Origin of the sequence: Streptomyces sp. NPDC048275 (assembly GCF_040652275.1) — a bacterium.
Classification (GTDB): Bacteria; Actinomycetota; Actinomycetes; order Streptomycetales; family Streptomycetaceae; genus Streptomyces.
The window spans coordinates 111973-135515 of record NZ_JBEZLR010000012.1 but is presented as its reverse complement, the minus strand read 5'-3'; the positions used below and the strand labels follow the sequence as shown (position 1 = coordinate 135515).

General features: G+C 70.4%; 23 protein-coding genes. 8 read left to right on the top strand and 15 right to left on the bottom strand.

Annotation, left to right across the window (positions count from 1 at the left end; translation table 11 throughout):
* Positions 1-165 precede the first annotated feature (165 nt).
* Entirely contained in the window at positions 166-1665 is a 1500-nt protein-coding gene (locus tag AB0D57_RS10865) for a PLP-dependent aminotransferase family protein (RefSeq protein ID WP_362070094.1), read from the bottom strand.
* A 34-nt stretch (positions 1666-1699) separates the two neighbouring features.
* On the opposite strand from AB0D57_RS10865, the gene AB0D57_RS10860 reads away from it, so the two are divergent.
* The 4 genes from AB0D57_RS10860 (at position 1700) to AB0D57_RS10845 (ending at position 5243) form a co-directional block, all read left to right on the top strand.
* Positions 1700-2458 (top strand): hypothetical protein, encoded by a 759-nt coding sequence (locus AB0D57_RS10860; protein ID WP_362070091.1) that lies wholly within the window; start codon positions 1700-1702, stop codon positions 2456-2458.
* Entirely contained in the window at positions 2455-3222 is a 768-nt protein-coding gene (locus AB0D57_RS10855; RefSeq protein ID WP_362070088.1) for a glycerophosphodiester phosphodiesterase, read from the top strand. The genes AB0D57_RS10860 and AB0D57_RS10855 overlap by 4 nt, the downstream gene beginning before the upstream one ends.
* Before the next feature lie 42 nt (positions 3223-3264).
* Positions 3265-4614 (top strand): MFS transporter, encoded by a 1350-nt coding sequence (locus tag AB0D57_RS10850; RefSeq protein WP_362070085.1) that lies wholly within the window; start codon positions 3265-3267, stop codon positions 4612-4614.
* Positions 4615-4868: 254 nt separating this feature from the next.
* A complete protein-coding gene (locus AB0D57_RS10845) occupies positions 4869-5243 on the top strand; it encodes an RNA polymerase-binding protein RbpA (RefSeq protein ID WP_003977404.1) in 375 nt (124 codons plus the stop codon).
* 241 nt (positions 5244-5484) lie between these two features.
* Here the strand turns inward: AB0D57_RS10845 and fxsA are convergent, their stop codons facing one another.
* The 4 genes from fxsA to AB0D57_RS10825 form a co-directional block, all read right to left on the bottom strand.
* Positions 5485-6063: an FxsA family membrane protein gene (fxsA, locus tag AB0D57_RS10840; RefSeq protein WP_362070078.1), complete on the bottom strand. Its 579-nt coding sequence runs from the start codon at positions 6061-6063 to the stop codon at positions 5485-5487.
* A gap of 100 nt (positions 6064-6163) precedes the next feature.
* Positions 6164-6955 (bottom strand): polyprenol monophosphomannose synthase, encoded by a 792-nt coding sequence (locus AB0D57_RS10835; RefSeq protein WP_362070075.1) that lies wholly within the window; start codon positions 6953-6955, stop codon positions 6164-6166.
* 538 nt (positions 6956-7493) lie between these two features.
* Positions 7494-9119: an amidohydrolase gene (locus tag AB0D57_RS10830; RefSeq protein ID WP_362070072.1), complete on the bottom strand. Its 1626-nt coding sequence runs from the start codon at positions 9117-9119 to the stop codon at positions 7494-7496.
* Between the two features lie 47 nt (positions 9120-9166).
* A complete protein-coding gene (locus tag AB0D57_RS10825; protein ID WP_266824639.1) occupies positions 9167-9607 on the bottom strand; it encodes an Lrp/AsnC family transcriptional regulator in 441 nt (146 codons plus the stop codon).
* 267 nt (positions 9608-9874) lie between these two features.
* On the opposite strand from AB0D57_RS10825, the gene AB0D57_RS10820 reads away from it, so the two are divergent.
* Positions 9875-10312: a hypothetical protein gene (locus tag AB0D57_RS10820; RefSeq protein ID WP_362070068.1), complete on the top strand. Its 438-nt coding sequence runs from the start codon at positions 9875-9877 to the stop codon at positions 10310-10312.
* Positions 10313-11256: 944 nt separating this feature from the next.
* On the opposite strand, the gene AB0D57_RS10815 is transcribed toward AB0D57_RS10820, so the two are convergent.
* From AB0D57_RS10815 to AB0D57_RS10805, 3 genes are all read right to left on the bottom strand, one after another.
* Positions 11257-12429 (bottom strand): acyl-CoA dehydrogenase family protein, encoded by a 1173-nt coding sequence (locus AB0D57_RS10815; protein ID WP_362070065.1) that lies wholly within the window; start codon positions 12427-12429, stop codon positions 11257-11259.
* Positions 12430-12682: 253 nt separating this feature from the next.
* Positions 12683-13342, bottom strand: a complete 660-nt coding sequence (locus tag AB0D57_RS10810; RefSeq protein ID WP_362070062.1) for a TetR/AcrR family transcriptional regulator — start codon at positions 13340-13342, stop codon at positions 12683-12685.
* A 136-nt stretch (positions 13343-13478) separates the two neighbouring features.
* Positions 13479-13625 carry an SCO1431 family membrane protein gene (locus tag AB0D57_RS10805; protein ID WP_362070059.1) on the bottom strand — a complete coding sequence of 49 codons (147 nt, stop codon included), beginning with the start codon at positions 13623-13625 and terminating at the stop codon, positions 13479-13481.
* Positions 13626-13834: 209 nt separating this feature from the next.
* Here AB0D57_RS10805 and AB0D57_RS10800 point away from each other — a divergent pair, with 209 nt between their 5' ends.
* A complete protein-coding gene (locus AB0D57_RS10800) occupies positions 13835-14065 on the top strand; it encodes a hypothetical protein (RefSeq protein WP_362070057.1) in 231 nt (76 codons plus the stop codon).
* 87 nt (positions 14066-14152) lie between these two features.
* Here AB0D57_RS10800 and AB0D57_RS10795 read toward each other — a convergent pair whose 3' ends face one another.
* Complete coding sequence (locus AB0D57_RS10795) at positions 14153-15505, bottom strand: peptidase C39 family protein (protein ID WP_362070054.1); 1353 nt, start codon at positions 15503-15505, stop codon at positions 14153-14155.
* A 190-nt stretch (positions 15506-15695) separates the two neighbouring features.
* Between AB0D57_RS10795 and AB0D57_RS10790 the strand changes: the two genes are divergently transcribed.
* Together AB0D57_RS10790 and AB0D57_RS10785 are read left to right on the top strand one after the other, a co-directional pair.
* Entirely contained in the window at positions 15696-16349 is a 654-nt protein-coding gene (locus tag AB0D57_RS10790; RefSeq protein ID WP_362070051.1) for a hypothetical protein, read from the top strand.
* A gap of 465 nt (positions 16350-16814) precedes the next feature.
* On the top strand, positions 16815-18680 hold the full coding sequence (locus AB0D57_RS10785; RefSeq protein ID WP_362070048.1) for an AAA family ATPase: 1866 nt from the start codon (positions 16815-16817) through the stop codon (positions 18678-18680).
* Positions 18681-18745: 65 nt separating this feature from the next.
* Here AB0D57_RS10785 and AB0D57_RS10780 read toward each other — a convergent pair whose 3' ends face one another.
* From AB0D57_RS10780 to ribH, 6 genes are all read right to left on the bottom strand, one after another.
* Positions 18746-19831 (bottom strand): hemolysin family protein, encoded by a 1086-nt coding sequence (locus tag AB0D57_RS10780; protein WP_362070045.1) that lies wholly within the window; start codon positions 19829-19831, stop codon positions 18746-18748.
* Entirely contained in the window at positions 19828-21153 is a 1326-nt protein-coding gene (locus AB0D57_RS10775) for a hemolysin family protein (protein ID WP_362070042.1), read from the bottom strand. The genes AB0D57_RS10780 and AB0D57_RS10775 overlap by 4 nt, the downstream gene beginning before the upstream one ends.
* A gap of 198 nt (positions 21154-21351) precedes the next feature.
* The gene (locus AB0D57_RS10770; RefSeq protein WP_362070039.1) at positions 21352-21807 is read right to left on the bottom strand and encodes a PH domain-containing protein; all 456 of its coding nucleotides are present in this window, start codon (positions 21805-21807) and stop codon (positions 21352-21354) included.
* A gap of 14 nt (positions 21808-21821) precedes the next feature.
* Positions 21822-22679, bottom strand: a complete 858-nt coding sequence (gene hisG, locus AB0D57_RS10765) for an ATP phosphoribosyltransferase (protein WP_362070036.1) — start codon at positions 22677-22679, stop codon at positions 21822-21824.
* Between the two features lie 67 nt (positions 22680-22746).
* Entirely contained in the window at positions 22747-23019 is a 273-nt protein-coding gene (locus tag AB0D57_RS10760) for a phosphoribosyl-ATP diphosphatase (protein ID WP_020128904.1), read from the bottom strand.
* A gap of 34 nt (positions 23020-23053) precedes the next feature.
* The gene (gene ribH / locus AB0D57_RS10755) at positions 23054-23539 is read right to left on the bottom strand and encodes a 6,7-dimethyl-8-ribityllumazine synthase (RefSeq protein WP_362070031.1); all 486 of its coding nucleotides are present in this window, start codon (positions 23537-23539) and stop codon (positions 23054-23056) included.
* Positions 23540-23543 lie beyond the last annotated feature (4 nt).

The window sequence follows — 23543 nt, the reverse complement described above, 5'->3', positions numbered from 1 at the left end:
CGAGCGGGGCTTGGTGCGTCCAGCTGCAAGGCGGAGGAGGGCGTCGACGCGATGGGGGTCCCCCCGCTCGAGCGAAGCCGAGAGTGGGGGAGTCGACAACCGACGACAACGCCGCAGATGGGCGCACCAAGCCCCGCGTCTCCGGCGTGATCCGCCGGACAGGCCCTAAGCCACGAACATGCGCGGCGCCTCACTCCCCCCGCTTCCCCCCGTCTCCACCAGCCGCGCCGCCGCGGCCAACCTCACCGCCGCCTCCTCAGCCACCGCACCCCCGACGGTGAACGGCAGCCGCACATACCCCTCGAAAGCCCCGTCCACCCCGAACCGCGGCCCGGAGGGGACCCGCACCCCCACCCGCTCCCCCGCCTCGGCGAGCCGCGACCCCGACAACCCTCCGGTCCGCACCCACAACGTCAACCCGCCCCGCGGAACCGAGAACTCCCAGTCGGGCAGCTCCCGGCGTACGGCGGCGACAAGCGCGTCCCGGTTGCTCCGGGCCTGCTCACGCCGGATCTCGACAGCTCGCTCCCAACCCCCGGTGCTGAAGAGCCAGTTGACGGCGAGCTGTTCCAGCACCGGCGTGCCCAGGTCCGCGTACGCACGCGCGGAGACAAGGCTGCGAATCACTTCAGGGGCCGCCCGCACCCACCCGATCCGCATCCCCGCCCAGAACGCCTTGCTCGCGGACCCGACGGTGATGACGGTGGAGCCGGCGGGGTCGAAGCCGCAGACGGGACGTGGCATCTCCACCCCTTCGTCCAGGTGCAGCTCGCTCATCGTCTCGTCGACGACCAGCACGGTCCCGGCGGAGCGGGCCGCGTCCACGAGGCGACGGCGCTGGTCCTCGTCGGCGAGGGCGCCGGTCGGGTTGTGGAAGTCGGCGACGACGTAGGCAAGCCGGGGCGCCGAGTCCCGCAGCACCTGCCGCCAGCGGTCCATGTCCCAACCGGCGAGCCCCTCGGCCATGGCGACGGGCACCAGCCGGGCGCCGGCCTCCCGCATCAGCTGAAGGATGTTGGCGTACGAGGGCGACTCGACCGCGATGCGCTCACCGCGCCCGGCGAAGAGATGGCAGATGGCGTCCATCGCGCCCATCGCGCCGGTCGTCACCATGATCTGCTCGGGCATGGTCGCAATGCCGCGCGCGGTGTACCCCTCCGCGATCATCTCGCGCAGCGCGGGCAGCCCCGCCGGGTAGTCGCCGTGCGTGTGCGCGTACGGCGGCAGCTCCTCCAGGGCTCCCTGCACGGCACGGGTGAGCCACGGCTCGGGCGCAGGAAGCGCCGCGCAGCCGAGGTCGATCACGGAGCCCAGGGCCTCGGGCGGCAGCGGTTCCAGGCCGCGCGCGGGCAGCGGGTTCCCGGCCGGCACGGCGGTCCAACTGCCCGCTCCCCGGCGGGACTCCAGGAAGCCTTCGCCGCGCAGTGCCTCGTAGGCCGCGGCGACCGTCGTACGGCTGACGGACAGGGACAGGGCGAGCTCCCGCTCGGCGGGCAGCCGCGCGGCGACCGGAACCCGGCCTTCCAGCACGAGCAACCGGATGCCGTCGGCGAGCGCTCGATAGGCGGGCGGACGGCGCGTGCCGGGCCCCGCCGGGCGTTCCTGCTGGGAGTTGAGCAGCCGAGCGAGCTGCGCGGCACCCACTGCCGAAGTCCACTGCGCCATGATTTCCAGTCCACCTATCCCAGATTGGCCTTGGATGGCATCTTCCACCAAGCCACAGAATGTCACGCGTCAGGCCACTACCACCACAGGAGGGCATCTCTTGTCCATAGGATCCGAGTCCACACGATCCGAGTCCACACGCACAAAGTCCGCGCGGCTCCCCCGTCGGCTCGTCCAGCTGTACGTCGGCCTGGCGCTGTACGGCGCGAGTTCGGCCCTGCTCGTGGAGTCGGGCCTCGGTCTGGAGCCCTGGAACGTGCTGCACCAGGGACTCGCCCAGCTGACCGGCCTGACGATCGGCGTGGTGTCGATCATCGTGGGCGCGGCGGTGCTGCTCCTGTGGATCCCGCTGCGCCAGCGCCCGGGCCTCGGCACGGTCTCGAACGTCTTCGTGGTCGGCATCGCCATGGACGGCACGCTCGCCCTGGTGCCGGGTGCGCACTCCCTGGCCGTACGGATTCCGCTGCTCCTGGCGGGCATCCTGCTGAATGGTGCGGCGACGGGCCTCTACATATCGGCCAGCTTCGGTCCGGGTCCGCGCGACGGCCTGATGACGGGCCTGCACCGGCGTACGGGCCGCTCGATCCGGCTGGTGCGCACCGTCCTCGAACTGGCGGTCGTCGCGACCGGCTTCGCGCTCGGCGGCACGGTCGGCATCGGCACGGTGCTGTACGCAATCGCGATCGGCCCTCTCGCCCAGCTCTTCCTGCGTGTTTTCGCCGTTCGCCCGGCACCGGGGGGCAGCACGGTCGTTGCCGTCGGTCAACCCGAGCGCGCGATACTGCCTGGGTGAGCATGCGCATACGCCATCCGTACCTCGACCACCCCGGACCGATCGCATTCGCCCACCGGGGCGGGGCCGCGGACGGTCTGGAGAACACCGTCGCCCAGTTCCGGCACGCGGTGGAGGCGGGCTACCGCTACATCGAGACGGATGTGCACGCGACGGCGGACGGCAAGCTCGTCGCCTTCCACGACGCGACCCTCGACCGGGTGACGGACGGCGCGGGCCGGATCGCGGACCTTCCCTGGGCGGACGTGCGCCACGCGCGCGTGGCGGGCAAGGAACCGGTGCCCCTCTTCGAGGAGCTCCTGGAGACCTTCCCCGACGTGCGCTGGAACGTCGACGTCAAGGCCGAACCCGCCCTCCATCCCCTGCTCAACCTGATCGGCCGCACCGACGCCTGGGACCGCGTCTGCGTCGGCTCCTTCTCCGAGGCGCGGGTCTTCCGGGCCCAGCGCCTGGCCGGACCGCGCCTGGCCACCTCGTACGGCACCAAGGCCGTCCTGGGGCTTCGGCTGCGCTCGTACGGCATACCGGCGGCGCTGCGCGACTCGGCGATCGCCGCCCAGGTACCCGAGTCCCAGTCGGGCGTGCCGGTGGTCGACCGGCGCTTTCTGCGCGCAGCCCACGCGCGCGGGCTGCAGGTGCACGTGTGGACGGTGAACGAGGCGGATCGCATGCACCGTCTCCTGGACCTGGGAGTCGATGGCATCATGACCGATCACATCGACACGCTGCGCAGGGTCCTGGAGGACCGGGGCACCTGGGTCTGAGCCCTCTCGCGCGGCCCTTTCACGCGGAAGCGAGGGGCACGGGTGGGCACCGACACCGTGCGGGCACAGGCGGCCCAGAAGGCCGCCGAGCGGCGGCGCGAGCAGCGAGGCTGGTACTTCTACGACTGGGCGTGCTCCGTCTACTCGACGAGCGTGCTCACCGTGTTCCTGGGCCCCTATCTGACGTCGGTCGCCAAGCACGCGGCGGACGCGGACGGCTTTGTGCACCCTCTGGGCATCCCGATCCGGGCCGGCTCCTTCTTCGCGTACTCGGTCTCGGCATCCGTCATCCTGTCGATCTTCGTGATGCCGATCGCGGGCGCGGCCGCCGACCGCACCGGCCGCAGGAAGCCGCTCCTCGCGGCCTCCGCCTATCTGGGCGCCGCGGCCACCACGGGCATGTTCTTCCTGGCCGGCGACCGCTATCTGCTCGGCGGCCTGCTGCTGATCGTCGCCAACGCCTCGGTGGCCGTGTCGATGGTCCTCTACAACTCCTATCTGCCGCAGATAGCCCCGCCCGAGGAGCGCGACGCGGTCTCGTCCCGCGGCTGGGCCTTCGGTTACGCGGCGGGCTCACTGGTCCTGGTCGTGAACCTGATCCTGTTCACGGCCCACGACTCCTTCGGCATCTCCGAGTCGACGGCCGTCCGCATCTGTCTGGCCTCCGCGGGCGTCTGGTGGGGCGCCTTCACCCTCGTACCGCTCAAGCGGCTGCGCGATCGCCGTGCCACACCGTCCCAGAAGGCCTCCGTGCCGGGCTGGCGACAGCTGGCGGCCACCGTGCGCGACATGCGCGGCAAACCGCTCACCCTCGCCTTCCTGCTCGCCTATCTCGTCTACAACGACGGCATCCAGACGGTCATCTCGCAGGCTTCGCTGTACGGGTCGGAGGAGCTGGGGCTCAGCCAGTCGACCCTGATCGTCGCCGTGCTGCTGGTCCAGCTGCTCGCGGTCGTGGGCGCCCTGGGCATGGGACGGCTGGCACGCACCTACGGGGCGAAGCGCACAATTCTCGGCTCCCTCGTGGCCTGGACCGTGACGCTCGGCGCCGGGTACTTCCTGCCCGCGGGCGCGCCCTTCTGGTTCTTCGTCCTGGCCGCCGGTATCGGCCTCGTCCTGGGTGGCAGCCAGGCGCTGTCGCGCTCGCTGTTCTCGCATCTGGTGCCGAGCGGGAAGGAGGCCGAGTACTTCTCCGCGTACGAGATGAGCGACCGGGGCATGAGCTGGCTGGGCCCGCTTCTGTTCGGGCTGACCTACCAGCTGACGGGAAGTTATCGGGACGCGATCCTCTCCCTGGTGGCCTTCTTCGTCCTCGGCTTTGTGCTGCTCGCACGGGTTCCGGTGCGCCAGGCGGTGCGGGACGCGGGCAATCCCGTACCGGACAGGATTTAGCGCCCGAGGCCAAAGGCCGGTAGTGTACGCGTTTGGCCTGCCAGGCGTACCGTTACTGCGCGTCAAAGAAGCCGAAACGCTGGGTGACATCTGCTGTCAGATGTGACAAACCGGGCGCAGGTGGGTACAACAAGGGGCGGCTACGACGGCGAGCATGACCCGGAACGGGAATCTTTACCGCCGACCGGACGTTGACCGGATGACGACGACAGCGACACCTGTCCTGTGGGCGACAAGCCCGGGAGGCACGATTCATGAGTGAGCGAGCTCTTCGCGGCACGCGCCTCGTGGTGACCAGCTACGAGACGGACCGCGGCATCGACCTGGCCCCGCGCCAGGCCGTGGAGTACGCATGCGAGAAGGGACATCGCTTTGAGATGCCCTTCTCGGTCGAGGCGGAGATCCCGCCGGAGTGGGAGTGCAAGGTCTGCGGGGCGCAGGCACTCCTGGTGGACGGCGACGGCCCTGAGGAAAAGAAGGCCAAGCCCGCGCGTACGCATTGGGACATGCTGATGGAGCGGCGCACCCGAGAGGAACTCGAAGAGGTCCTCGAGGAGCGCCTGGCCGTTCTGCGCTCCGGCGCGATGAACATCGCGGTGCATCCGCGGGACAGCCGCAAGTCCGCGTAACCCCTCCGGGGGTTGGGTGGCATACCACGCACGGAGCCGCAGGCGCCGTACCTTCTGGGTACGGCGCCTGCGGCTTTGTGCGTCGTGCGCGGCCGTGCGCAACCGCGCGGCGGTGGTACGTGCGGGTGCGGGATGGTGCGGGGCCGGTCCCCTGGGGGCGGCAGCCCCAGACCCCGCTTCGCCCTGGCGGGCTCGTCCTCCAGCGCCGTACGGGCTGAATGTCCGAGCCCGCCCCCAGCGATCAGTGGTTCAGCGGTGGGTGCGGGCCCGGCTTCGTGTTCGGGGCCTGCGGGCCCTCGTTCCTGATGACCTCGCCCTGCACCACCTTGCCGTCGGGGCGGTGGATGCGGGTCTGCTGGAAGACGTCGCCGACGGTGCCGGGGGCGGCCTCGCGGATCTTGCGTTCGAAGGTGCGCTCGGCGTAGCGGCTCAGGGCCTTCTGGAGCGGCGGGACCAGCAGGAGCAGGCCCAGGGCGTCCGAGATGAGCCCGGGGAGCATCAGAAGGAGGCCGCCGAGCATCATCAGCCCGTTGCCATTGCCACGCCCGCTCGTCGGGGTCACGCCGTTCTGCTGCTGTTGCAGCGTCTCGCTGAGGTTGCGGAAGGCCCGGCGGCCGGCCCGCTTGATGACCACGGCGCCCAGCACGAACCCGGCGACGATCAGAAGAAACACGGCGCCGCCGCCCGCCGCACCAGCGACCACGGTCAAGAGCCAGATCTCCAGCACCAGCCAGGCGGCGATGCCGAGCGGCAGGAAGGTGCGCAGCCGGGAACGCCGCGGCCGGGCGGGGTACGTGGGAGTCGGTGCGCCAGTCGTCATGCACCCAGTGTGCCTGGGCACGCCTCAGTACGGGATAAGCGGATGATCAACAGCAGCTGTGGACCGAAGCCCCTGCGTCGGGTGGAACGAAAACCCCGGGTCAGGAGGGATTCCGCCCGCCGATCCGGCCCACCCGCTCCGCCACACCCCATGTGGTGACCCGCCACAGGGCCTCCACGAGGATGTCGCGGCTCATCTTGGAGTCGCCGAGTTCCCGCTCGACGAACGTGATGGGGACTTCGACCACGTGATAGCCCGCCTTGACCGCGCGCCGGGCCAGGTCCACCTGGAAGCAGTATCCCTGGGAGGCGACCTCGCCGAGGCCGAGCCCCTCCAGGGTCTCTCGGCGGAAGGCGCGGTAGCCACCCGTGACGTCCCGGATCGGTACGTCGAGCAGGAGACGCGAGTAGAGGCTGCCGCCGCGGGAGATGAACTCGCGGGACTTGGGCCAGTTCACGACGCGCCCGCCCGGCACCCAGCGCGAACCCAGCACGAGGTCGGCGCCCTTGAGGGCGGTCAGCAGCCGGGGCAGCTCCTCAGGCTGGTGCGAGCCGTCGGCGTCCATCTCTACGAGGACGCCGTAGCCGTGCTCCAGGCCCCAGCGGAAGCCCGCGAGATACGCGGCGCCCAGGCCTTCCTTGCCCTTGCGGTGCAGCACCTGGACATGGTCGTCCTCGACCGCCAGTTCGTCGGCGAGCTTGCCCGTGCCGTCGGGGCTGTTGTCGTCCGCCACAAGAACGTGCGCATCGGGCACCGAGGCACGTACCCGGCGGACGATCTTCTTGATGTTCTCCGCCTCGTTATAGGTCGGGATGATCACCAAGGCCGTGCCGAGCGGGCCGAACCGCCTCCCCTGGGCTCCTGCCGCGAGGGTCCCGTCGCCGTCGTTCACTACTGCCCCTTCATGTCCGTACGCAGGGGTCCACCATAGTGGCCGCAGCCTGCGCTGACGCGTCGGCGCAGGAGTAAGGGGGTGTCGAATGGCCAACAGCCGGGTAGGAGCGCGCTTCCCGCGCCGAAGCACCGCACTGCGGATCGGGGCCCGGCGCCCTTCGGGCCGACCAGGGACCCGCTGGCTGCGGGTCGACCGAAAGCCGTTGTCTACTGGACGTCCGGGCCCCACCCGGGTCACACCCTGCCGACAGGCACGAACGTTCCCTCGCCGTGGCGCGAACGCTGAGCCTGGCTCCCAGTGGTGGTGCGCCGGTGCGGCACACCACCCCTGACCCAGCGGCACTCCGGCGACTGCCTGGAAGTTCTCCGGTCGGACGTCCGTGGTGGACCCGGCCGAACCTACCGGCCACCCGCGGCCAACTGTCAACAGTGGTCCGACCTGCGGCTTTCTCGCCTCTCAGCTGGTCAGCCCCGGGGATACGCAGGTCGCGCGACGCGGCGGCGGCGGTCGATGACCACCGCACCATCCCAGGAGATCACTCGCCCGGCCGTACGAAAACCGTCCGGCCGCCGACGACGGTGCGCAGGCACACGGGCAGGTCGCCACCGGGGCTCAGGTCCGGCAGCCCGGGGGTGCCGGAGCGGGGGTCGGTGGACCAGCGGGCGACCCGGTCGTCCGGCGCCTGCACGACGAGCTCGGCGGTGCGCCACAGGGCGTAGTCGGCGGGCGCCCCCGGCACCAGGACACCCGCGTCGTCCCGTCCGATCGCCCGCCAGCCGCCACGCGTATGCGCCGTGAACGCGGCGCGCACGGACACCCGGTGCTCCGGCGTGCGATGGAAGGCGGCGGCGCGGACGGTGCCCCACGGGTCGAGGGGCGTGACGGGGCTGTCGGAGCCCAGGGCGAGCGGGACACCGGCCCGCAGCAGGCCCGCGAAGGGGTTGAGGGCGCGGGCCCGTTCGGCGCCCAGGCGCTGGGCGTACATGCCGTCCTCGCCGCCCCACAGCACGTCGAAGGCGGGCTGCACGGAGGCGGTGAGGCCGAGCTCGGCGAAGGCGGCGATGGTCTCGGGGGTGAGCATCTCGGCGTGCTCGACGCGGTGCCGGGCGGCGCGGACGCGGGCCAGGCCGACCTTCTCTGCGGCGGCGCGCACCCCCTCGACCACGGTGGTCACCGCGGCGTCCCCGATGGCGTGGAAGCCCCCTTGGAGGCCCGCCTCGGTGCATGCCACCACATGCGCGGCGACATCGGCCGCGTCCAGGTAGGCGGTGCCGGTGTGGTCGGCGTCGGCGTACGGCTGGTGCAGGCAGGCGGTGTACGAGCCGAGGGAGCCGTCGACGAAGAGGTCGCCCGCGGCGCCGACCGCGCCCAGCGCCCGGGCCTTCTCGACGCCCGCCTCGGCCCGCTCGGCCCAGTAGCCCACGACCCGGGGGCCCGGCTCCTCGGCGGCGAGCCGCAGCAGTCCGGTGAAGTCGTCCTCGGAGGAGATGTCCGGACCCGCGCACTCGTGCACGGATCCGATGCCGAGCGAGGCGGCGTGGGCGAGCGCGGCACGCTGGGCCTCGGTGCGCTGCTCCCCGGACACGGCACCGAGGGCGGCGGCGCGGACGGCGTGGTGGGCGTCGCGGGTCAGCGGGGCGTCGGGCGCGTACCCGGTTCGTGCCGTGACCCCCGGCACCAGGTCCAGGAGCGCGGTGGTGACCGCGGCGGAGTGCACGTCGATGCGGGAGAGGTACAGCGGGCGTCCGCCGGTCGCCGCGTCGAGTTCGGCGCGGGTCGGGGGGCGTCCGCCGGGCCAGCGGGCCGCGTCCCAGCCGTGCCCGAGCAGCACCCTGTCGGTGGGACGGGCGGCGGCGAAGTCGCGTACGAGAGCGAGGGCCGCCTCCAGGGAGGGCGCGTCGGAGAGGTCGAGGCCGGTGAGGGCGAGCCCGGTAGAGGTGGTGTGCACGTGGGCGTCGGTGAACGCTGGGGTGACCAGCGCTCCTTCGAGGTCCACGACCTCGGAGACCCCGTCCGCGAAGGCGTCTGCCGCGCCTTCCGATCCGACCCAGGCGATCTGCCCGCGTTCGACGACCATCGCGGTGGCGAAGGGATCGGCGGGACTGTGGACTTCTCCACCGCGCAGCAGCACGGTGTCCGACGAGGCGGTGCTCTCACTCATGGGGAACAGTCTCGCGCCTGCCGACGACCGGTCGATGCCCGGGGCGGTCAGATCCGGGGCGGCCGGGCCTCGTACGGCGTGGACAGCACCACGGTGGTCCGCGTCGACACGCCCGCGAGGGTGCGGAGGCGGGCGAGCAGCTCCTCCAGTTCGTGCGGGGTCGAGACCCGCACCTTGAGGATGTAGTTCTCGTCGCCCGCGACGCTGTGGCAGGCCTCGAGCTCGGGCACGCCCGCGAGGCGTTCCGCGATGTCGTCGGGGGCGCTGGGGTCGAACGGTTTCACCGAGATGAAGGCGGTCAGGGGCAGCCCGACGGCTTCCGGGTCCACGACCGCGGCATAGCCGCGGATGACCCCGCGCTGCTCCAGCCGGCGCACCCGCTGATGCACGGCGGACGTGGACAGGCCCGTGGCCTTGCCCAGGTCGGTGTAACTCATCCGCCCGTCTGCGACGAGCAGCTGCACAATTTGTCGGTCCAGCTCCTCCATGACGCAAGAACCTACAGGGCCCTTGAACCCACCGGATACCTCAGCGGCGCAGGTCATACCCGGTTCGTGATGTGGCCTGGAGCGGGTTGCGAGCCGCCCGGGGGACAAATGCACCGCACCGGGCACCTGCGGGCGGCATGTGACGAACGACACAGTGCCACAACCGGGTCCGTGATGTTCTCGTGATTACCGCAGAGACGGGACGGGAAGTGCTTGCTGTGGTCGAGGTCGCAGTGCCTTGTCGGCCCACCCGAGGGGGAGAAACCCATGCAGAGTCTTAAGCGCCCTGGTCGTACCGCATCCAAGCGGCCGCAGTCGGTCGTCGAGCCCGAGCCGGAGGGCGTCGAACCGGACGCCGTCGACGGTGAGGAGTTCGACGCCTACGACACCTTCGAGATGTACCGGGTGATCTGCCCGGACTGCGCCCAGCCCATCGCGCTCCTGGCGGACGAGCAGGTCCTGCCCGAGCACGCGCTGTGCGCCTCGCCGTGGAACCCGTTCGGGCTCACGGTCTGCGCCGGCACCGGCCGCGCCGCGGCGGACGCCCGACCCGCGGACGAGTCCACGGAACTTCAGGAGCAGGACACGGCCCTCCTGTTGACGCTCCCTCAGGGCCTCGACTGGCGGACGCAGCCGTTCTCGCACGTCGGCGGCCCGGGCTCGCGCCCGATTCGCGTCCCGGGGATGCGCCGCCAGGCCGCCTGACCGGCCTTCGCGCTCAATGGGCGCTCACCGAGCGTCCAATGAACGCCCGCTGAGCGCCCATTGAGCGCTCAGCGATCGGCACCCGGCCCCTTCCATTGACGCCCTCTCCTGCCCGAGGGCAGGAGATTCCGGTCCGTACCGCTACGCGGTACCACCTCGGGTTCCTGTTTCACAGGCCACTGCCGACCGGTGAGGATCGGTCTTACACGGCCTCCACAGGCCTGACTTCCCGCCCGTCCGGCGGTAGATCCGACAACTACATTGCCGGACAAAGCGATCCTGCCATGGTGCTGCGCCCCTCCGGGCCGCTACCGGCAGGATGCCCTACACCTCCACCCCGAAGGGTGGAACACTGGGCAAGTGTTCGGTTAGCTGCCCTGCACCATGGCTCGCAGGCTGCCGTAGTGCGGGGTCGGCATGTCCGGATCCGGTGGCGGGACGGTGACCACACGGGGTGCTCGTCGGGGACATCGGCCGCACGTCGAGGCGTCGACGTACTCGACGAAGGCATCGGGGCGATCACCGGGCGCAGCAGGTCTCCCTGTGCACACGGCGGTCGACGCTGTCACCTGAGGAACGCGGCCGCCCACGCAGCACCGTTGACGGTGTATCGGATGACGACCCGGAGCCGGATTTCGCACCACGGACGAAACCCCCCGTACGGGCCCGTCGCGAACTCACAGCCGATTCCGATGATCGGTGACCTGCCCGCCCGCCCGCGCGTTGCCTCGGTATGACCCCCACCTACTCAACGACCGGGCGTCGGCATCGGGTCCTCGTCCCAGCTCCGGCAGAATCGGTTCAGCAGGCGCCGGCGTCCCCCCAGGATCCCCCCATCTACCGCGCCCTGATCCGCACTTGGGCCGATCGCGGTCGCACCCTTCCGGGGCGCCACGACCCGGAGTGGGTCCGGCTGACGGCACCCCCGGTCGGCCTGAACCAGTTCAGCGCGAGTCGGGACCCGCGAGGTGACGGGCGATGACCATCCGCTGGATCTGGTTGGTGCCCTCGACGATCTGCAGCACCTTGGCCTCGCGCATATAGCGCTCGACGGAGAAGTCCGCGGTGTAGCCGTAACCGCCGAGCACCTGGACGGCGTCCGTGGTGACCCTCATCGCGGTGTCCGTGCACAGCAGCTTGGCCATGGCCGCCTGCTTGGAGAACGGTCGGCCCGCGTCGCGCAGCCGTGCCGCCGCCAGATAGAGCGCCCGGCCCGCCTCGATCTGCGTCGCCATGTCGGCGAGCATGAAGCGCAGTCCCTGGAAGTCGGAGATCGGCCGCCCGAACTGCTCACGCCCGGTGGCGTACGCGACCGCCTCGTCCAGCGCCGCCTGGGCCACGCCGATCGCGCAGGCCGCGATGCCCAGCCGCCCGGAGTCGAGCGCGGACAGGGCGATCGCGAAGCCCTGGCCCTCGTCACCGATGCGCCGGTCGTCGTCGACCCGCACACCGTCGAAGTGGACCTGGGCGGTGGGCGATCCCTTCATGCCCATCTTCTTCTCGGGCGGCGCGGCGCTCAGCCCTTCGGCGTCGCCCGGCACCAGGAAGGCGGTGATTCCGCGCGCGCCCTCGCCTCCGCTGCGCGCGAGCACGGTGTAGAAGTCGGCGACTCCACCGTGTGTGATCCAGGCCTTGGTGCCCGTGATCACCCAGCCCTCACCGTCCCGCACGGCCTTGGTGCGCAGGGAGGCGGCGTCCGAACCGGAGGACGGCTCGGAGAGGCAGTAAGCGCCGAGAAGGCCGCCTCCGATCATCGCGGGCAGGTGCTCGACCTGCTGTTCCTTGGTGCCGTAGTTCGCCAGGGCGTGACAGGAGAGGGAGTGCACGCTGACGCCGAGACCGACGGTCAGGCGGGCAGCGGCGAGCTCTTCGAGGACCTGGAGGTAGACCTCGTACGGCTGGTCGCCACCGCCGTATTCCGAGTCGTAGGGCAGTCCGAGCAGGCCCGACTCGGACAGCAGGCGGAAGACATCGCGCGGGAAGTGCCCGGCGTCCTCCTCCTCGGCCGCCTTGGGGGCGATCTCGCGCCGTGCGATGTCCCGCACGAGCGAGATCAGATCCCGGGCCTCGTCCGTGGGCAATGGACGGTCCACCGGCTGCGGGGCGCGGTCGGGCATGGCGACGCTCTCCTCCCTGTCGGGCACAGGCGGACGGGCCTATGGGTGGGGCGCCTTCCGCCGAGTCTTACGTGGCCTGGCCGATGCTGCCGTTCCGGGGTGGAGAACGACCTGACCAGCGACCGTGGCGCTGTGAGTATGCCCGATCGGAGGCATCGAGTCACCAGTTAACGACCGCTTATTAAAAGAAAGCGAAAGGGGTCCGAGTCGGGGCGGGGCGGGGCGGGGTCGGGCGAGTGATCCCCGCCCTCGCTCAGGCGTCCCGGCGAGCGGGCCCCGGAGCCAAGTAGGAGGGGTCCAGCTCCTCGACCGCGCGCATCGCGCCGCCCAGCATCTTCACCAGCAGCTCGCGCATGGTGTCGCGCGGCAGTTCCTGATGGCCGATCCAGTCGAGCGTCGCGCCCTCGACGCTGCAGAGCCAGCCGAGCAGGGCCATCCGGGGCAGCGGCGCGATCTTGCGCCTGCCGTACGCGCCTTCGGCAATGGTCTGGACGATGACCTCTCGCACGCCCTCGCGGATGGCCTGCACCTCGGTGTCGAAGCCGACTCCACCGGTGATGATGGTGCGGTACGCGGCCTGGTTGTGCTCGGCGTAGCGCAGATAGCCGTCGATGGTGCGGTGGACCCGTTCCACCGGGGGCAGTTCGAGGCCGCCGGCCGCCCGGGAGACCAGGTCGGCGACGGAGTCCTCGACAATGGCGAGGTAGTAGCCGCGCTTGGACTTGAAGTAGTAGTAGATCAGCCCTTTGGCGACGCGCGCCTGTCGCGCGATGTCATCCATCGACAGCGCGTCGTACGACGTGTCGGCGAACAACTTCCGTCCGATGGCGATGAGTTCGGCGCGACGCGCCAGTGAGCGATCGGTGCCGCGCACCCTGGGGCGGTCGACAGCGCTCTGTTGACTATGATTCAATTCCGGCCCTAGTCTCCGACTGCCAGCGGGACGCTCGCAGTATGGCAGACCGATACCGCCTGCTCGTTCGAGTCCGATCGACTGCCGGGGCCGGCTTCTGGAGGGCCTTCCTCCGTCCGTCCTGCGAGACCTCAGCTCACAGCAGGCCGAGCTGCGTGACAAGCATCGCCAGGACCACGACAAAGGTCCAGCCCGCGATGTGTTCGAGGATCTTGGGGCCGTCGTCCTTGGGGCCGCCGGTGCGGGCGCGGACACGGCTGGCGGTGGCGGAGGTCGCGGTCATGTGCTTCTCCCTGACGTAGCTGACGGAATGGTGCGGTGCAGTTCCCCCGCCTCCCGCCGGCTCCCCACCGACTCGACCACCTTGCCACCGGTTCGGGTTACAGCGGTAGAGACCTTGGTCACGCCGATCACTTCGACCACGTTCGAATGCCTTTGTTCTCCGCAACGGTGCTCCGCGCGTGTGCGTCTCCTCACACGACCGTGGTGAGTGTGTTCCGGACACCTCGCCACAGAGCCCGCCTCGCTCTGGCGGCGGCGATCACGGTGGCAGCCGCCGCCCCGTCCCCAGGTGCGGCCGGACTCGGCGACCCGATCTTCCCGTCGAACGACCATCCCAGTCAGCGCGCGCCGATCGCCTTCCGCATCACCACACCCCCGGGCCTCACGGCTGCCGCCGACGGCGAACTCACCCACCAGTGGCTCGGCGACAGCGTCACGTGAAGACCTGGTCCGACCTGTCGGTGAGCGAGGGCCACGCGCGGTTCTACGAGCGGCTGTACTCGCAGGCGCACGGCGCGCCCCTTTTTCTCACCGCACGCCCACCGCCGCGAGCGCCGTACGCTGCCGCGCCGACGGCTGCGCCGGGAAGTACAGATAACAGACTCCGCCCGTACCGGAGACAACCTTCCCGGAGGCGTTGTACCGCTTCGTACGGAGCCAGATGTTCTCCCATTCGCGCCGCTTGTAGACGCGGCGCACCGCGTCGTTGCTCGACGACGCCGGGTCGTTGGCGATCACATCGCCGTCCGCGGTGAAGCCGATGACGGTCATGAGGTGGCCCGAGGTGCCGTAACCCGCCCCCGTCAGTTCGGACTCGAGGAACGACTGAGACGTTATGGCCGGGACGCCGGCGGCGATCAGCGTCTCCAGGTCGGTGAGCGAGCCGAGCCGGGTCACCACACCCTGGAGGTCCTTGTACGTCGCCGCGTACGCGGAGTTGAAGGGCCAGTTGCCACAGCCGCCGTACTGGTAGTCGTAGGTGTAGCGGGCCGCGTGGCACACCTGCGGGTCGGCGTAGTGCGGGTCGACCCAGGCCAGTTGCCCCGCCGTCGGCCTGCGCCCCCAGTACTCGGTGATCATCTGCGAGGAAGTGGGGCTGCACCACGCCTCGCCGCCGTTGTCGTACTCGGGGTACTGGCCCGCATGGATCTCCTGGGAGTAGCGCGGGACCTTCAGCTCCTGGGCGAGGCCGGGGGTGGAGGCAGGGACGGTGAAGCGGTCGGGGACGTCCGAGCCCATCGCGCCGAGCCGCCACACCGTGGGCGTGATTTTGGTGCCCGGGGTGCGGTACAGGGTCAGTCGCAGCCGGTACGAGACAAGGCGCAGGCCCGAGGCCGCGTCGTCGATGGAGAACGTGTCCGTCCAGACGCTGCTTCTGCCGTCTTTCTGGTCGTCGACCGAGGTCCGCTTGATGTCCTGGTCACCGGCCGCCCAGCGGCCCATCACGTACCAGGGGGTGGCGGTGCCGTCGGAGTACGTGCCCGTCAGCTCGACCTGGAGCCAGCTGCCCGCCGGGGTGTGCGCGTTCCAGGAGACGATGGCCTCGGTGGCGGGGACGGTGAGCCGGTGGACCGGGGTGGTCCAGGTCGCGTACTCCCAGGTGGCGGTCTTGCCGGTGTGCGGATCGGTGTAGTCCGCGGTACCGGCCGGGGTGGCGATCACCAGGCCAGGACGGACCTCCGGCACGGCACGTGTGCCCTTCGCGGTACCGGTCCGCCAGTCGGCGTACGAGATCCAGGCGCGGTTGTCCACGAAGCTTGAGGGCGCTCCCACCGACCTGGTCGGGGTGGCCGCGGCCGCGGGACCCGCGGTGCCGGCCGCCGCCGCGGCGACCGCCACGGCCAGCAGGGATCTGCGGGACGGCTCTGAAGCTCTGGTCATGGGTGGGGGACCCCCAGTTCGTCCGGAAGCGGCGGTCCCCCACTATGGACGGCGCGAGGCGGCTGCTGCCAGCACTTCGGCCTGCGCCGCGCCCACCAATATTGGTCAGGACCACTGACATGACCTGCGCCGCACGCGGGCGCGTCGACCCTGGCCGATCGTCCCCGCCACAAGGGTGTTTCCTGGACACGTGCCCTCACCTCACCACCCCTCCGAAACCGTGCTGCACGACCTCGCCTCCCGCCTGCGCCGGTTGCCGCCCTCCTGCGGCCCCGTCCGCCTGATCGGCGTCGACGGACACGCGGGCTCCGGGAAGTCCACCTTCGCCGGACGGCTGGCCACGGCACTGGGCGACGCGCCCGTGCTGCACCTCGACGACATCGCGACGCATGAGGAGCTCTTCGCCTGGACGGGGCGGCTGCTGGACCAGGTGGTCGAGCCGCTGCGCCGCGGCGAGGCCGCGCGCTATGCCCCGTACGACTGGACCGCCCGCAGCTTCGGGCCCCTCCGCGAACTGCCGCCCGCTCCGGTCATCCTGCTCGAGGGTGTCGGCGCGGGCCGGCGCGCGCTGCGCCCGTATCTCGCGCGACTGCTGTGGATGGAGTTGCCGCACAACGAGGCCTGGACACGCGGGCGGCGACGGGACGGCGAGGCACTGGGCGAGTTCTGGGCCGGGTGGGTCTGCGCGGAGCGTCGGCACTTCCTCCAGGATCCCTCGAGACCCTTCGCCGATCTTCTGGTGCGACAGAGTTCTGAGGGGTACGAGGTGCTTTCGAAGCCTGCTGAGACCTCTGGACCAGACCAGTTCATCACTCACGGTGACGACCCATCCGCAATGTGCTGAACTCGTGAAGACCCTTGCGGGAGAAGTTGCTTCAGTGCCTCAACTCGGCTTGACCGGGGGGCCGTACAGGTCTTACGTTCTGAATGTGCGGCCTTTCGAAGCCGCCCTCAGACGCGAAGCCCCCGGTTGTTCCCCCGTGATCGGGGGCTTCGTTCTGCCCACACCCTCTCTTTTCGGGCGCCGCGCGCCGCGATTCGCTCACCCTCGGTCACCGTTCGCTGTGCGCCCCCGTCTGCCCCCACCTCGCGGAACGAGGCGTGCGGCACCCTTCGGCCCGCGTATGCACCGCAGGTACGATGCCTCTCGGTGCGACCTTCGGACGGCTGCTCAGCGCACCGATGCAACTCCCGTCCGCGGCACAGTGGTTCGACCAAGGCTGCCGACGGGCACCGCCCGGCGGCAAGGGGGCGTCTTGATCCACAAGACACCCCCTGACCATCGGGGGCACGGTTTGTGGGGGACGTGATGGACTTCGGCACGCAGGGCCCCGAGGCCCCGGCCGACCTCGCCTGGTTGCGAGGTGTGGACGCCTACACGATGGGCGCCTACCCGCAGGCGGAGGAGGAGTTCCGGGCCGCGGTCCGGATGGACCCGGGCATGGCTGACGGCTGGCTCGGACTGCACGCGCTACGGGTGGAAACGACGACCGCGCTGTTGCGGATGTTCCGGCACCGGGACCGCTTCGGGGAGCAGCGCTCGCGCCATCGGCGCAGGCTCAACTCCTGGTACTGGTTGGGCTGGTGGGTGCAGCCCGTGTTGGAGAGCCCGCGCGATCTGCTGCTCGCGCACGCCTCGCACTGGCTGGACGGACGCCATGTCCCCGAGCTGGACCGGGCGTTGGCGGGTCTGCCGCCGGTCGATGCCGACGCGCAGGTGCGGTTCCTGCACGCCTGCCGCGCCTATCTGGTCAAGGACTGGGACCAGTTGGTCCGGCACACGGATCCGCTGATCGACGACCCGATGCTGGGCATAGAGGCCGGCCTCTTCGGCGGCATGGCCCGGGTCAGGCTGGAGATGTTCGGGCAGGCGGAGCCGCTGCTGTCGTCCGCGCTGATGCGCTGCCGCAGTGAGCAGCCGCAGCGAAAGGAGCTGCGGTACTGGCTGGCGCGGGCGCACGAGGGCACCGGACGGTCGGCCGCCGCGCTGCCCCTGTATCGGGCTGTGCACCGGGTCGACCCGGCCTTCATGGACACCTCGGCGCGGCTCGCGGCGATCTCCGAGGGCGACGGGTACGACGATGCCGCCGCCGACCTGGCGGCGATCACGCTCGCCGGGGTCGGGCAGGACGTGATGGAGGGCCCGGACGGCATCGATCCGCTGTTCGGCGCCGAGGGCCGCGACCTCAAGCTGTCCGAGCCCGATCCGCTGCCGCCGGGTGCGCTGCCCCCCGAGACCGACATGGTGCGCGAGAAGGCCGTGGTGCCGGTGCAGCCGCTGCCCGCCGGGCCGACCGACCCGGCATTGCTGGAGGAGGCGCTCGTCGAGCTGGAGCGCATGGTGGGCCTGGAGCCCGTGAAGCGCCAAGTGAAGGCGTTGTCGGCGCAGTTGAACATGGCGCGGCTGCGGGCCGGGCAGGGCCTGCCGGTCCAGCCGCCGAAGCGGCACTTCGTCTTCTCCGGCCCCTCTGGCACCGGCAAGACCACGGTGGCCCGCATTCTCGGCCGGGTCTTCTACGCGCTCGGGCTGCTCGGCGGCGATCATCTGGTGGAGGCCCAACGGGCTGACCTGGTAGGCGAATACCTCGGCCAGACCGCCGTGAAGGCCAACGAACTGATCGACTCGGCGATCGGCGGAGTCCTCTTCGTGGACGAGGCCTATTCGTTGTCCAACTCCGGTTACGGCAAGGGCGACGCGTACGGCGACGAGGCCCTGCAAGTCCTGCTGAAGCGGGCCGAGGACAACCGCGACCACCTGGTCGTGATCCTGGCCGGCTACCCGGAGGGCATGGACCGTCTGCTGGCCGCCAACCCCGGTCTCTCCTCCCGCTTCACCACCCGCGTCGACTTCCCCTCCTACCGCCCCCTCGAACTCACCTCCATCGGCGAGGTGTTGGCCGCCGAGAACGGCGACATCTGGGACGAGGAGGCGCTCGACGAACTCCGCTCCATCAACGGCCACGTCGTCGACCAGGGCTGGATCGACGAACTCGGCAACGGCCGCTTCCTGCGCACCCTCTACGAGAAGAGCTGCGCGTACCGCGATCTGCGGCTCTCCGGCTACCCGAGCACACCGTCCCGCGACGACCTGTCGACCCTGCGGCTGCCCGACCTGATGCAGGCGTACGGCGAGGTGCTGTCGGGGCGGGGACCGCAGGATCCGTCGGCAATGTGACACATCACGACAAAACCCCGGGTCCCTCGGTCGTACGACGGCCGAGGGGACCCGGGGTTTCGCTGTCAGCTCGCCAGCGCCTGTTCCGGTGTTTCGTTGGGGCGGGTCTCCGTGACCCGCGCCGGTGCCGCTTCCCGGTGTGCCGGGTCCCGCACCTCACCGACGAGCAGTTCCAGTACGTCCTCCAGCGCCACCAAGCCCAGCACCCGGCCCGACGCGTCGGCGACCTGGGCGAGATGCGTCGCGGCGCGGCGCATCACCGTCAGGGCGTCGTCCAGCGGGAGTTCACAGCGCAGGGTCGTCATGGGGCGCCAGATGTGCTGGGGCACCGCCCGCTCGGACTCCTCCAGATCGAGTACGTCCTTCACGTGCAGGTATCCCATGAACGCGCCGTTCTCCGCGACCACGGGGAACCGGGAGTACCCGGTGCGGGCGGTGAGCGCGACGACCTGGCCCGGCGTAACCGAGAGGCCGACGGTCACCAGCGAGTCGCGGTCCAGGAGGACGTCCGTGACCGGGCGGGAGCCCAGTTCGAGGGCGTCCTCCAGACGTTCCTGCTCCTTGGGGTCCAGCAGGCCCGCCTGGCCCGAGTCCTCGACCAGGCGGTTGAGCTGCTCGCTGGTGAAGACCGCCTCGACCTCGTCCTTGGGCTCCACGCGAAACAGCTTCAGGATCAGCCGCGCGCACGCGCCCAGCGCCACCGTGACCGGTCGGCACAGGCGCGCGAAGGCGACCAGACCGGGGCTCAGCCACAGTGCCGTCTTCTCCGGCGCGGCCATCGCGAGGTTCTTCGGCACCATCTCGCCGATGACGAGGTGGAAGAAGACGACGGCCGCGAGCGCGATGACGTACCCGAGGGGGTGGATCACCCCGTGCGGCAGATGGACGGCTTCGAAGACGGGCTCGAGCAGCTGGGCGACGGTCGGTTCGGCGACCGCGCCGAGCGTCAGCGAGCAGATGGTGATGCCGAACTGGGCCGCGGCCATCATCTGTGGCAGCCGCTCCAGGCCGTACAGGACCTGCCGGGCCCGCGCGGACTCGAGTGGTTCGATCTGGCTGCGCCGCACGGAGACGAGCGCGAACTCGGCGCCGACGAAGAAGCCGTTGGCGAGCACCAGGAGGACGGCGAACAGGAGTTGGAGCACGCTCATCGGACGGCCTCCGCGACCGGCGCGGTCCGCACGAGACGTACGCGTTCGGCGCGGTAGTGCCCGACCTGGCGCACCGAAAGCCGCCAGCCCGGGAGTTCGGCCTTGTCACCGGGGGCCGGGATCCGTCCGAGCAGATCGGCGACGAGGCCCGCCACGGTCTCGTACGGCCCCTCGGGCACGTCGAGGCCTATGCGCTGCAGGACATCCACCCGGCAGCTGCCGTCGGCGTCCCACGCGGGCCGCCCGTCCTCGCTCGGCGCGGCGGCGAGTTCCGGCAGGTCCTGACCGTCGTGCTCGTCGCGGACCTCGCCGACGAGTTCCTCGACGATGTCCTCCAGGGTGACGACACCGGCCGTGCCGCCGTACTCGTCGACAACCACGGCGATGGGCTGCTGGTTGCGCAGCTGCTCCAGGAGGGGCTGCACGGGCAGTGTCTCCGGGACGAGCAGCGGCGCCTGCGCGATCCGGCCGACGGGGGTGCGCAGCCGGTCGTGCGCGGGGATCGCGAGGGCGTCCTTGAGGTGCACCATGCCGACGATTTCGTCGATCCGCTCCCGGTAGACGGGAAAGCGGGAAAGGCCGGTGGCGCGGGTGAGGTTGACGACGTCCTCGGCCGTCGCCGACGACTGGAGCGCGCTGACCTTCACGCGCGGGGTCATGACGTGCTGCGCGGTCAGGTCGGCCAGGGAGATGGTCCGTACGAAGAGATCCGCGGTGTCCTGCTCCAGGGTGCCTGCCTGTGCCGAGTGCCGGGCCAGGGAGACGAGTTCGCCGGGGGTGCGGGCGGAGGCCAGCTCCTCGGTGGGCTCGACGCCGAGGGCTCGGACGAGCCGGTTGGCGACCGTGTTGAGCGCGGCGATCACCGGGCGGAACAGGCTGGAGAAGACATGCTGCGGGCCGGCGACGAAGCGGGCGACCTGCAGCGGCTTGGACACCGCCCAGTTCTTGGGCACGAGTTCGCCGACGACCATCTGCACGGCCGCGGCGAGCAGCATGCCGACCACCACGGCGACGCCGGCCACGGCGCCCTCGGGCAGTCCGGTGGCGGTGAAGGGTCCGTGCAGCAGTTCGGCGAGCGCCGGTTCGGCGAGCATGCCGACGACGAGTGAGGTGATGGTGATGCCGAGCTGGGTGCCGGAGAGCTGGAAGGACAGCTCCTTGAGCGATTCGACGACCGTAGCGGCCCGTCGATCGCCGTCGGCCGCGGCCTTCTCGGCGTCGGGCCGCTCGACCGTGACGAGGCCGAACTCCGCCGCCACGAAGAAGCCGTTGGCGAGAATCAGCAGGAACGCCGCCCCAAGGAGCAGCAGGGGGATGGTCATGCCGCCGCCTCGATATGTCGGGAGGGGGCGGCGCAGGTACTACAGGACGATCCGTCCATCGCTGGAGGGAGTCACTCCTCGGGTAGCAGGGGGCCTCTGAATGCCGGGGGGCACATCAGTGGCGGAGGCGCAAAGAAACGCCTCCGCCAACAGATTAATCAAGACATGGGCCACTGCGGCAGGTTGGAAGGCCGCGAGTCAGCCGTGATGTTGCTCGGGGTCACGGATGGAGCGGGCTTCGGCCAGTGCGCGTAGGGTGCGGGCGTCGTCGATGGCGTGCTGTTTGGCGATGCCCGGCTGGATGCCGAGGGCGGGCAGGCTGGTGCCGTCGCTGAGGTTGAGGAACACCCAGGGGTCGCCGGGGCGCAGGTTGACCTGGAGGATCTCCGCCCAGTCCAGATGGCGCCTGCTGGTGATGTTGACGACGGTGACACCGCTCTCGTCGGCGACGACCTTGGGCCGGGAGAGCATGAGGAGCACGCCGAAGAGCAGCGCCGCGGTGAAGACGAAGCTGAGGCGCTCCCCCGGGCTGAGTTGCTCCAGAAGCATCGCGACCACCGTGATGACCACGAAGATCGCGGCGCCCGCGGTGAGCAGGACGGCCCGGGTGCGGCCCGGCCGAAAAGTGACGGGAAGTTCGGGAAGGTCGGACATGGCTCGGAGGATCCTCAGAGGCGGCAGGCGTGGATGGCCGTGGTCAGGATGGCCCGTGCGCCGAGTGCGTACAGGTCGTCCATGATCCGCTGGGCCTCCTTGGCGGGAACCATGGCGCGGACGGCGACCCAGCCCTCGTTGTGCAGCGGCGAGATGGTCGGCGACTCCAGGCCCGGGGTGAGCGCGACGGCCTTCTCGAGGTGCTCGGCGCGGCAGTCGTAGTCCATCATCACGTACGTCCGTGCGACCAGGACGCCCTGGAGGCGGCGCAGGAACTGCTGCACCTTGGGCTCGGCGTCCTCAGAAGTGTCGGCTCCGACCCGGCGGATGACGACGGCCTCGGACTTCATGATCGGGTCGCCGAAGACCTCCAGGCCCGCGTTGCGCAGCGAGGTGCCGGTCTCGACGACGTCGGCGATGACCTCGGCGACGCCCAGCTCGATGGCGGTCTCGACGGCGCCGTCGAGGTGCACGACGGAGGCGTCGATGCCGTGGTCGGCAAGGTGCCCCGCGACAATGCCCTCGTACGAGGTGGCTACGGTCAGCCCGGCGAGGTCCTCGATGCCCTTCGCGGTGCCGGGCTTGCCGGCGAAGCGGAAGGTGGAGCGGGCGAAGCCGAGCGGCAGGATCTCCTCCGCCTTGGCCCCGGAGTCGATGAGCAGGTCACGGCCGGTGATGCCGATGTCGAGGCGGCCGGAGGAGACGTAGATCGCGATGTCGCGGGGGCGGAGGTAGAAGAACTCGACCTCGTTCTCCGGGTCGACGATCCTGAGCTCCTTGGCCTCCCGACGCTGCTGGTAGCCGGCCTCATGCAGCATCTCCGCCGCAGGGCCTGACAGGGAACCCTTGTTGGGGACGGCGATGCGCAGCATGAGGTCGGCTTCCTTTGTTCGTGCGTACGGTTGTTCGTTCGTACGGTGTGGGTGTGGCGGTTACGGCTCAGAGGTGGGCGTACACGTCGTCGAGGGAGATCCCGCGCGCCACCATCATCACCTGGACGTGGTACAGGAGCTGCGAGATCTCCTCGGCGGCGGCTTCCTTGCCCTCGTACTCGGCGGCCATCCAGACCTCGGCGGCCTCTTCGACGACCTTCTTGCCGATGGCATGGACACCCTTGCCGACGAGCTCGGCGGTGCGTGAAGTGGCGGGATCGCCGTTGGCGGCCTTCTGCTGGAGCTCGGTGAAGAGCTCCTCGAACGTCTTCTTGGACATGGTGGCGCCCACTTTACGCGTTGTGCCGGCCGACCTAACGCCACGGTTCAGATACTGAGCGGAGGGTGGCCGCCGTCGCCACGGCAGCCGTCACCGCCTCGTGTCCCTTGTCCTCGTTGGAACCCTCGATGCCCGCACGGTCGAGCGCCTGCTCCTCGGTGTCGCAGGTCAGCACGCCGAACCCGATGGGGACTCCGGTGTCGATGGAGACCTGGGTGAGGCCCTGGGCCACGCCCTGGCACACGTACTCGAAATGGGGGGTGCCGCCGCGGATGACGACGCCGAGCGCGACGATCGCGTCGTAACCGCGCCCCGCGAGGACCTTGGCGACGACCGGCAGCTCGAAGCTGCCCGGGACCCTGAGCAGGGTCGGTTCGTCGATTCCCAGCTCGTGCAGGGCGCGCAGCGCGCCGTCGACGAGGCCATCCATCACCTTTTCGTGCCACTGTGCCGCGATGACCGCGACGCGCAGGTCGCCGCAGTTGCGTACGGACAGTTCAGGTGCACCCTTGCCGCTCACGTCT

Coding starts and splice junctions, on each gene's coding strand:
- AB0D57_RS10860 (WP_362070091.1), top strand. CDS start 1,700: ATGGCATCTTCCACCAAGCCACAGAATGTCACGCGTCAGGCCACTACC.
- AB0D57_RS10770 (WP_362070039.1), bottom strand. CDS start 21,807: ATGTCCGACCTTCCCGAACTTCCCGTCACTTTTCGGCCGGGCCGCACC.
- AB0D57_RS10820 (WP_362070068.1), top strand. CDS start 9,875: ATGCAGAGTCTTAAGCGCCCTGGTCGTACCGCATCCAAGCGGCCGCAG.
- AB0D57_RS10795 (WP_362070054.1), bottom strand. CDS start 15,505: ATGACCAGAGCTTCAGAGCCGTCCCGCAGATCCCTGCTGGCCGTGGCG.
- AB0D57_RS10865 (WP_362070094.1), bottom strand. CDS start 1,665: ATGGCGCAGTGGACTTCGGCAGTGGGTGCCGCGCAGCTCGCTCGGCTG.
- AB0D57_RS10825 (WP_266824639.1), bottom strand. CDS start 9,607: ATGGAGGAGCTGGACCGACAAATTGTGCAGCTGCTCGTCGCAGACGGG.
- AB0D57_RS10785 (WP_362070048.1), top strand. CDS start 16,815: ATGGACTTCGGCACGCAGGGCCCCGAGGCCCCGGCCGACCTCGCCTGG.
- AB0D57_RS10830 (WP_362070072.1), bottom strand. CDS start 9,119: ATGAGTGAGAGCACCGCCTCGTCGGACACCGTGCTGCTGCGCGGTGGA.
- fxsA (WP_362070078.1), bottom strand. CDS start 6,063: ATGACGACTGGCGCACCGACTCCCACGTACCCCGCCCGGCCGCGGCGT.
- AB0D57_RS10775 (WP_362070042.1), bottom strand. CDS start 21,153: ATGACCATCCCCCTGCTGCTCCTTGGGGCGGCGTTCCTGCTGATTCTC.
- AB0D57_RS10780 (WP_362070045.1), bottom strand. CDS start 19,831: ATGAGCGTGCTCCAACTCCTGTTCGCCGTCCTCCTGGTGCTCGCCAAC.
- AB0D57_RS10815 (WP_362070065.1), bottom strand. CDS start 12,429: ATGCCCGACCGCGCCCCGCAGCCGGTGGACCGTCCATTGCCCACGGAC.
- hisG (WP_362070036.1), bottom strand. CDS start 22,679: ATGCTGCGCATCGCCGTCCCCAACAAGGGTTCCCTGTCAGGCCCTGCG.
- AB0D57_RS10760 (WP_020128904.1), bottom strand. CDS start 23,019: ATGTCCAAGAAGACGTTCGAGGAGCTCTTCACCGAGCTCCAGCAGAAG.
- AB0D57_RS10845 (WP_003977404.1), top strand. CDS start 4,869: ATGAGTGAGCGAGCTCTTCGCGGCACGCGCCTCGTGGTGACCAGCTAC.
- AB0D57_RS10805 (WP_362070059.1), bottom strand. CDS start 13,625: ATGACCGCGACCTCCGCCACCGCCAGCCGTGTCCGCGCCCGCACCGGC.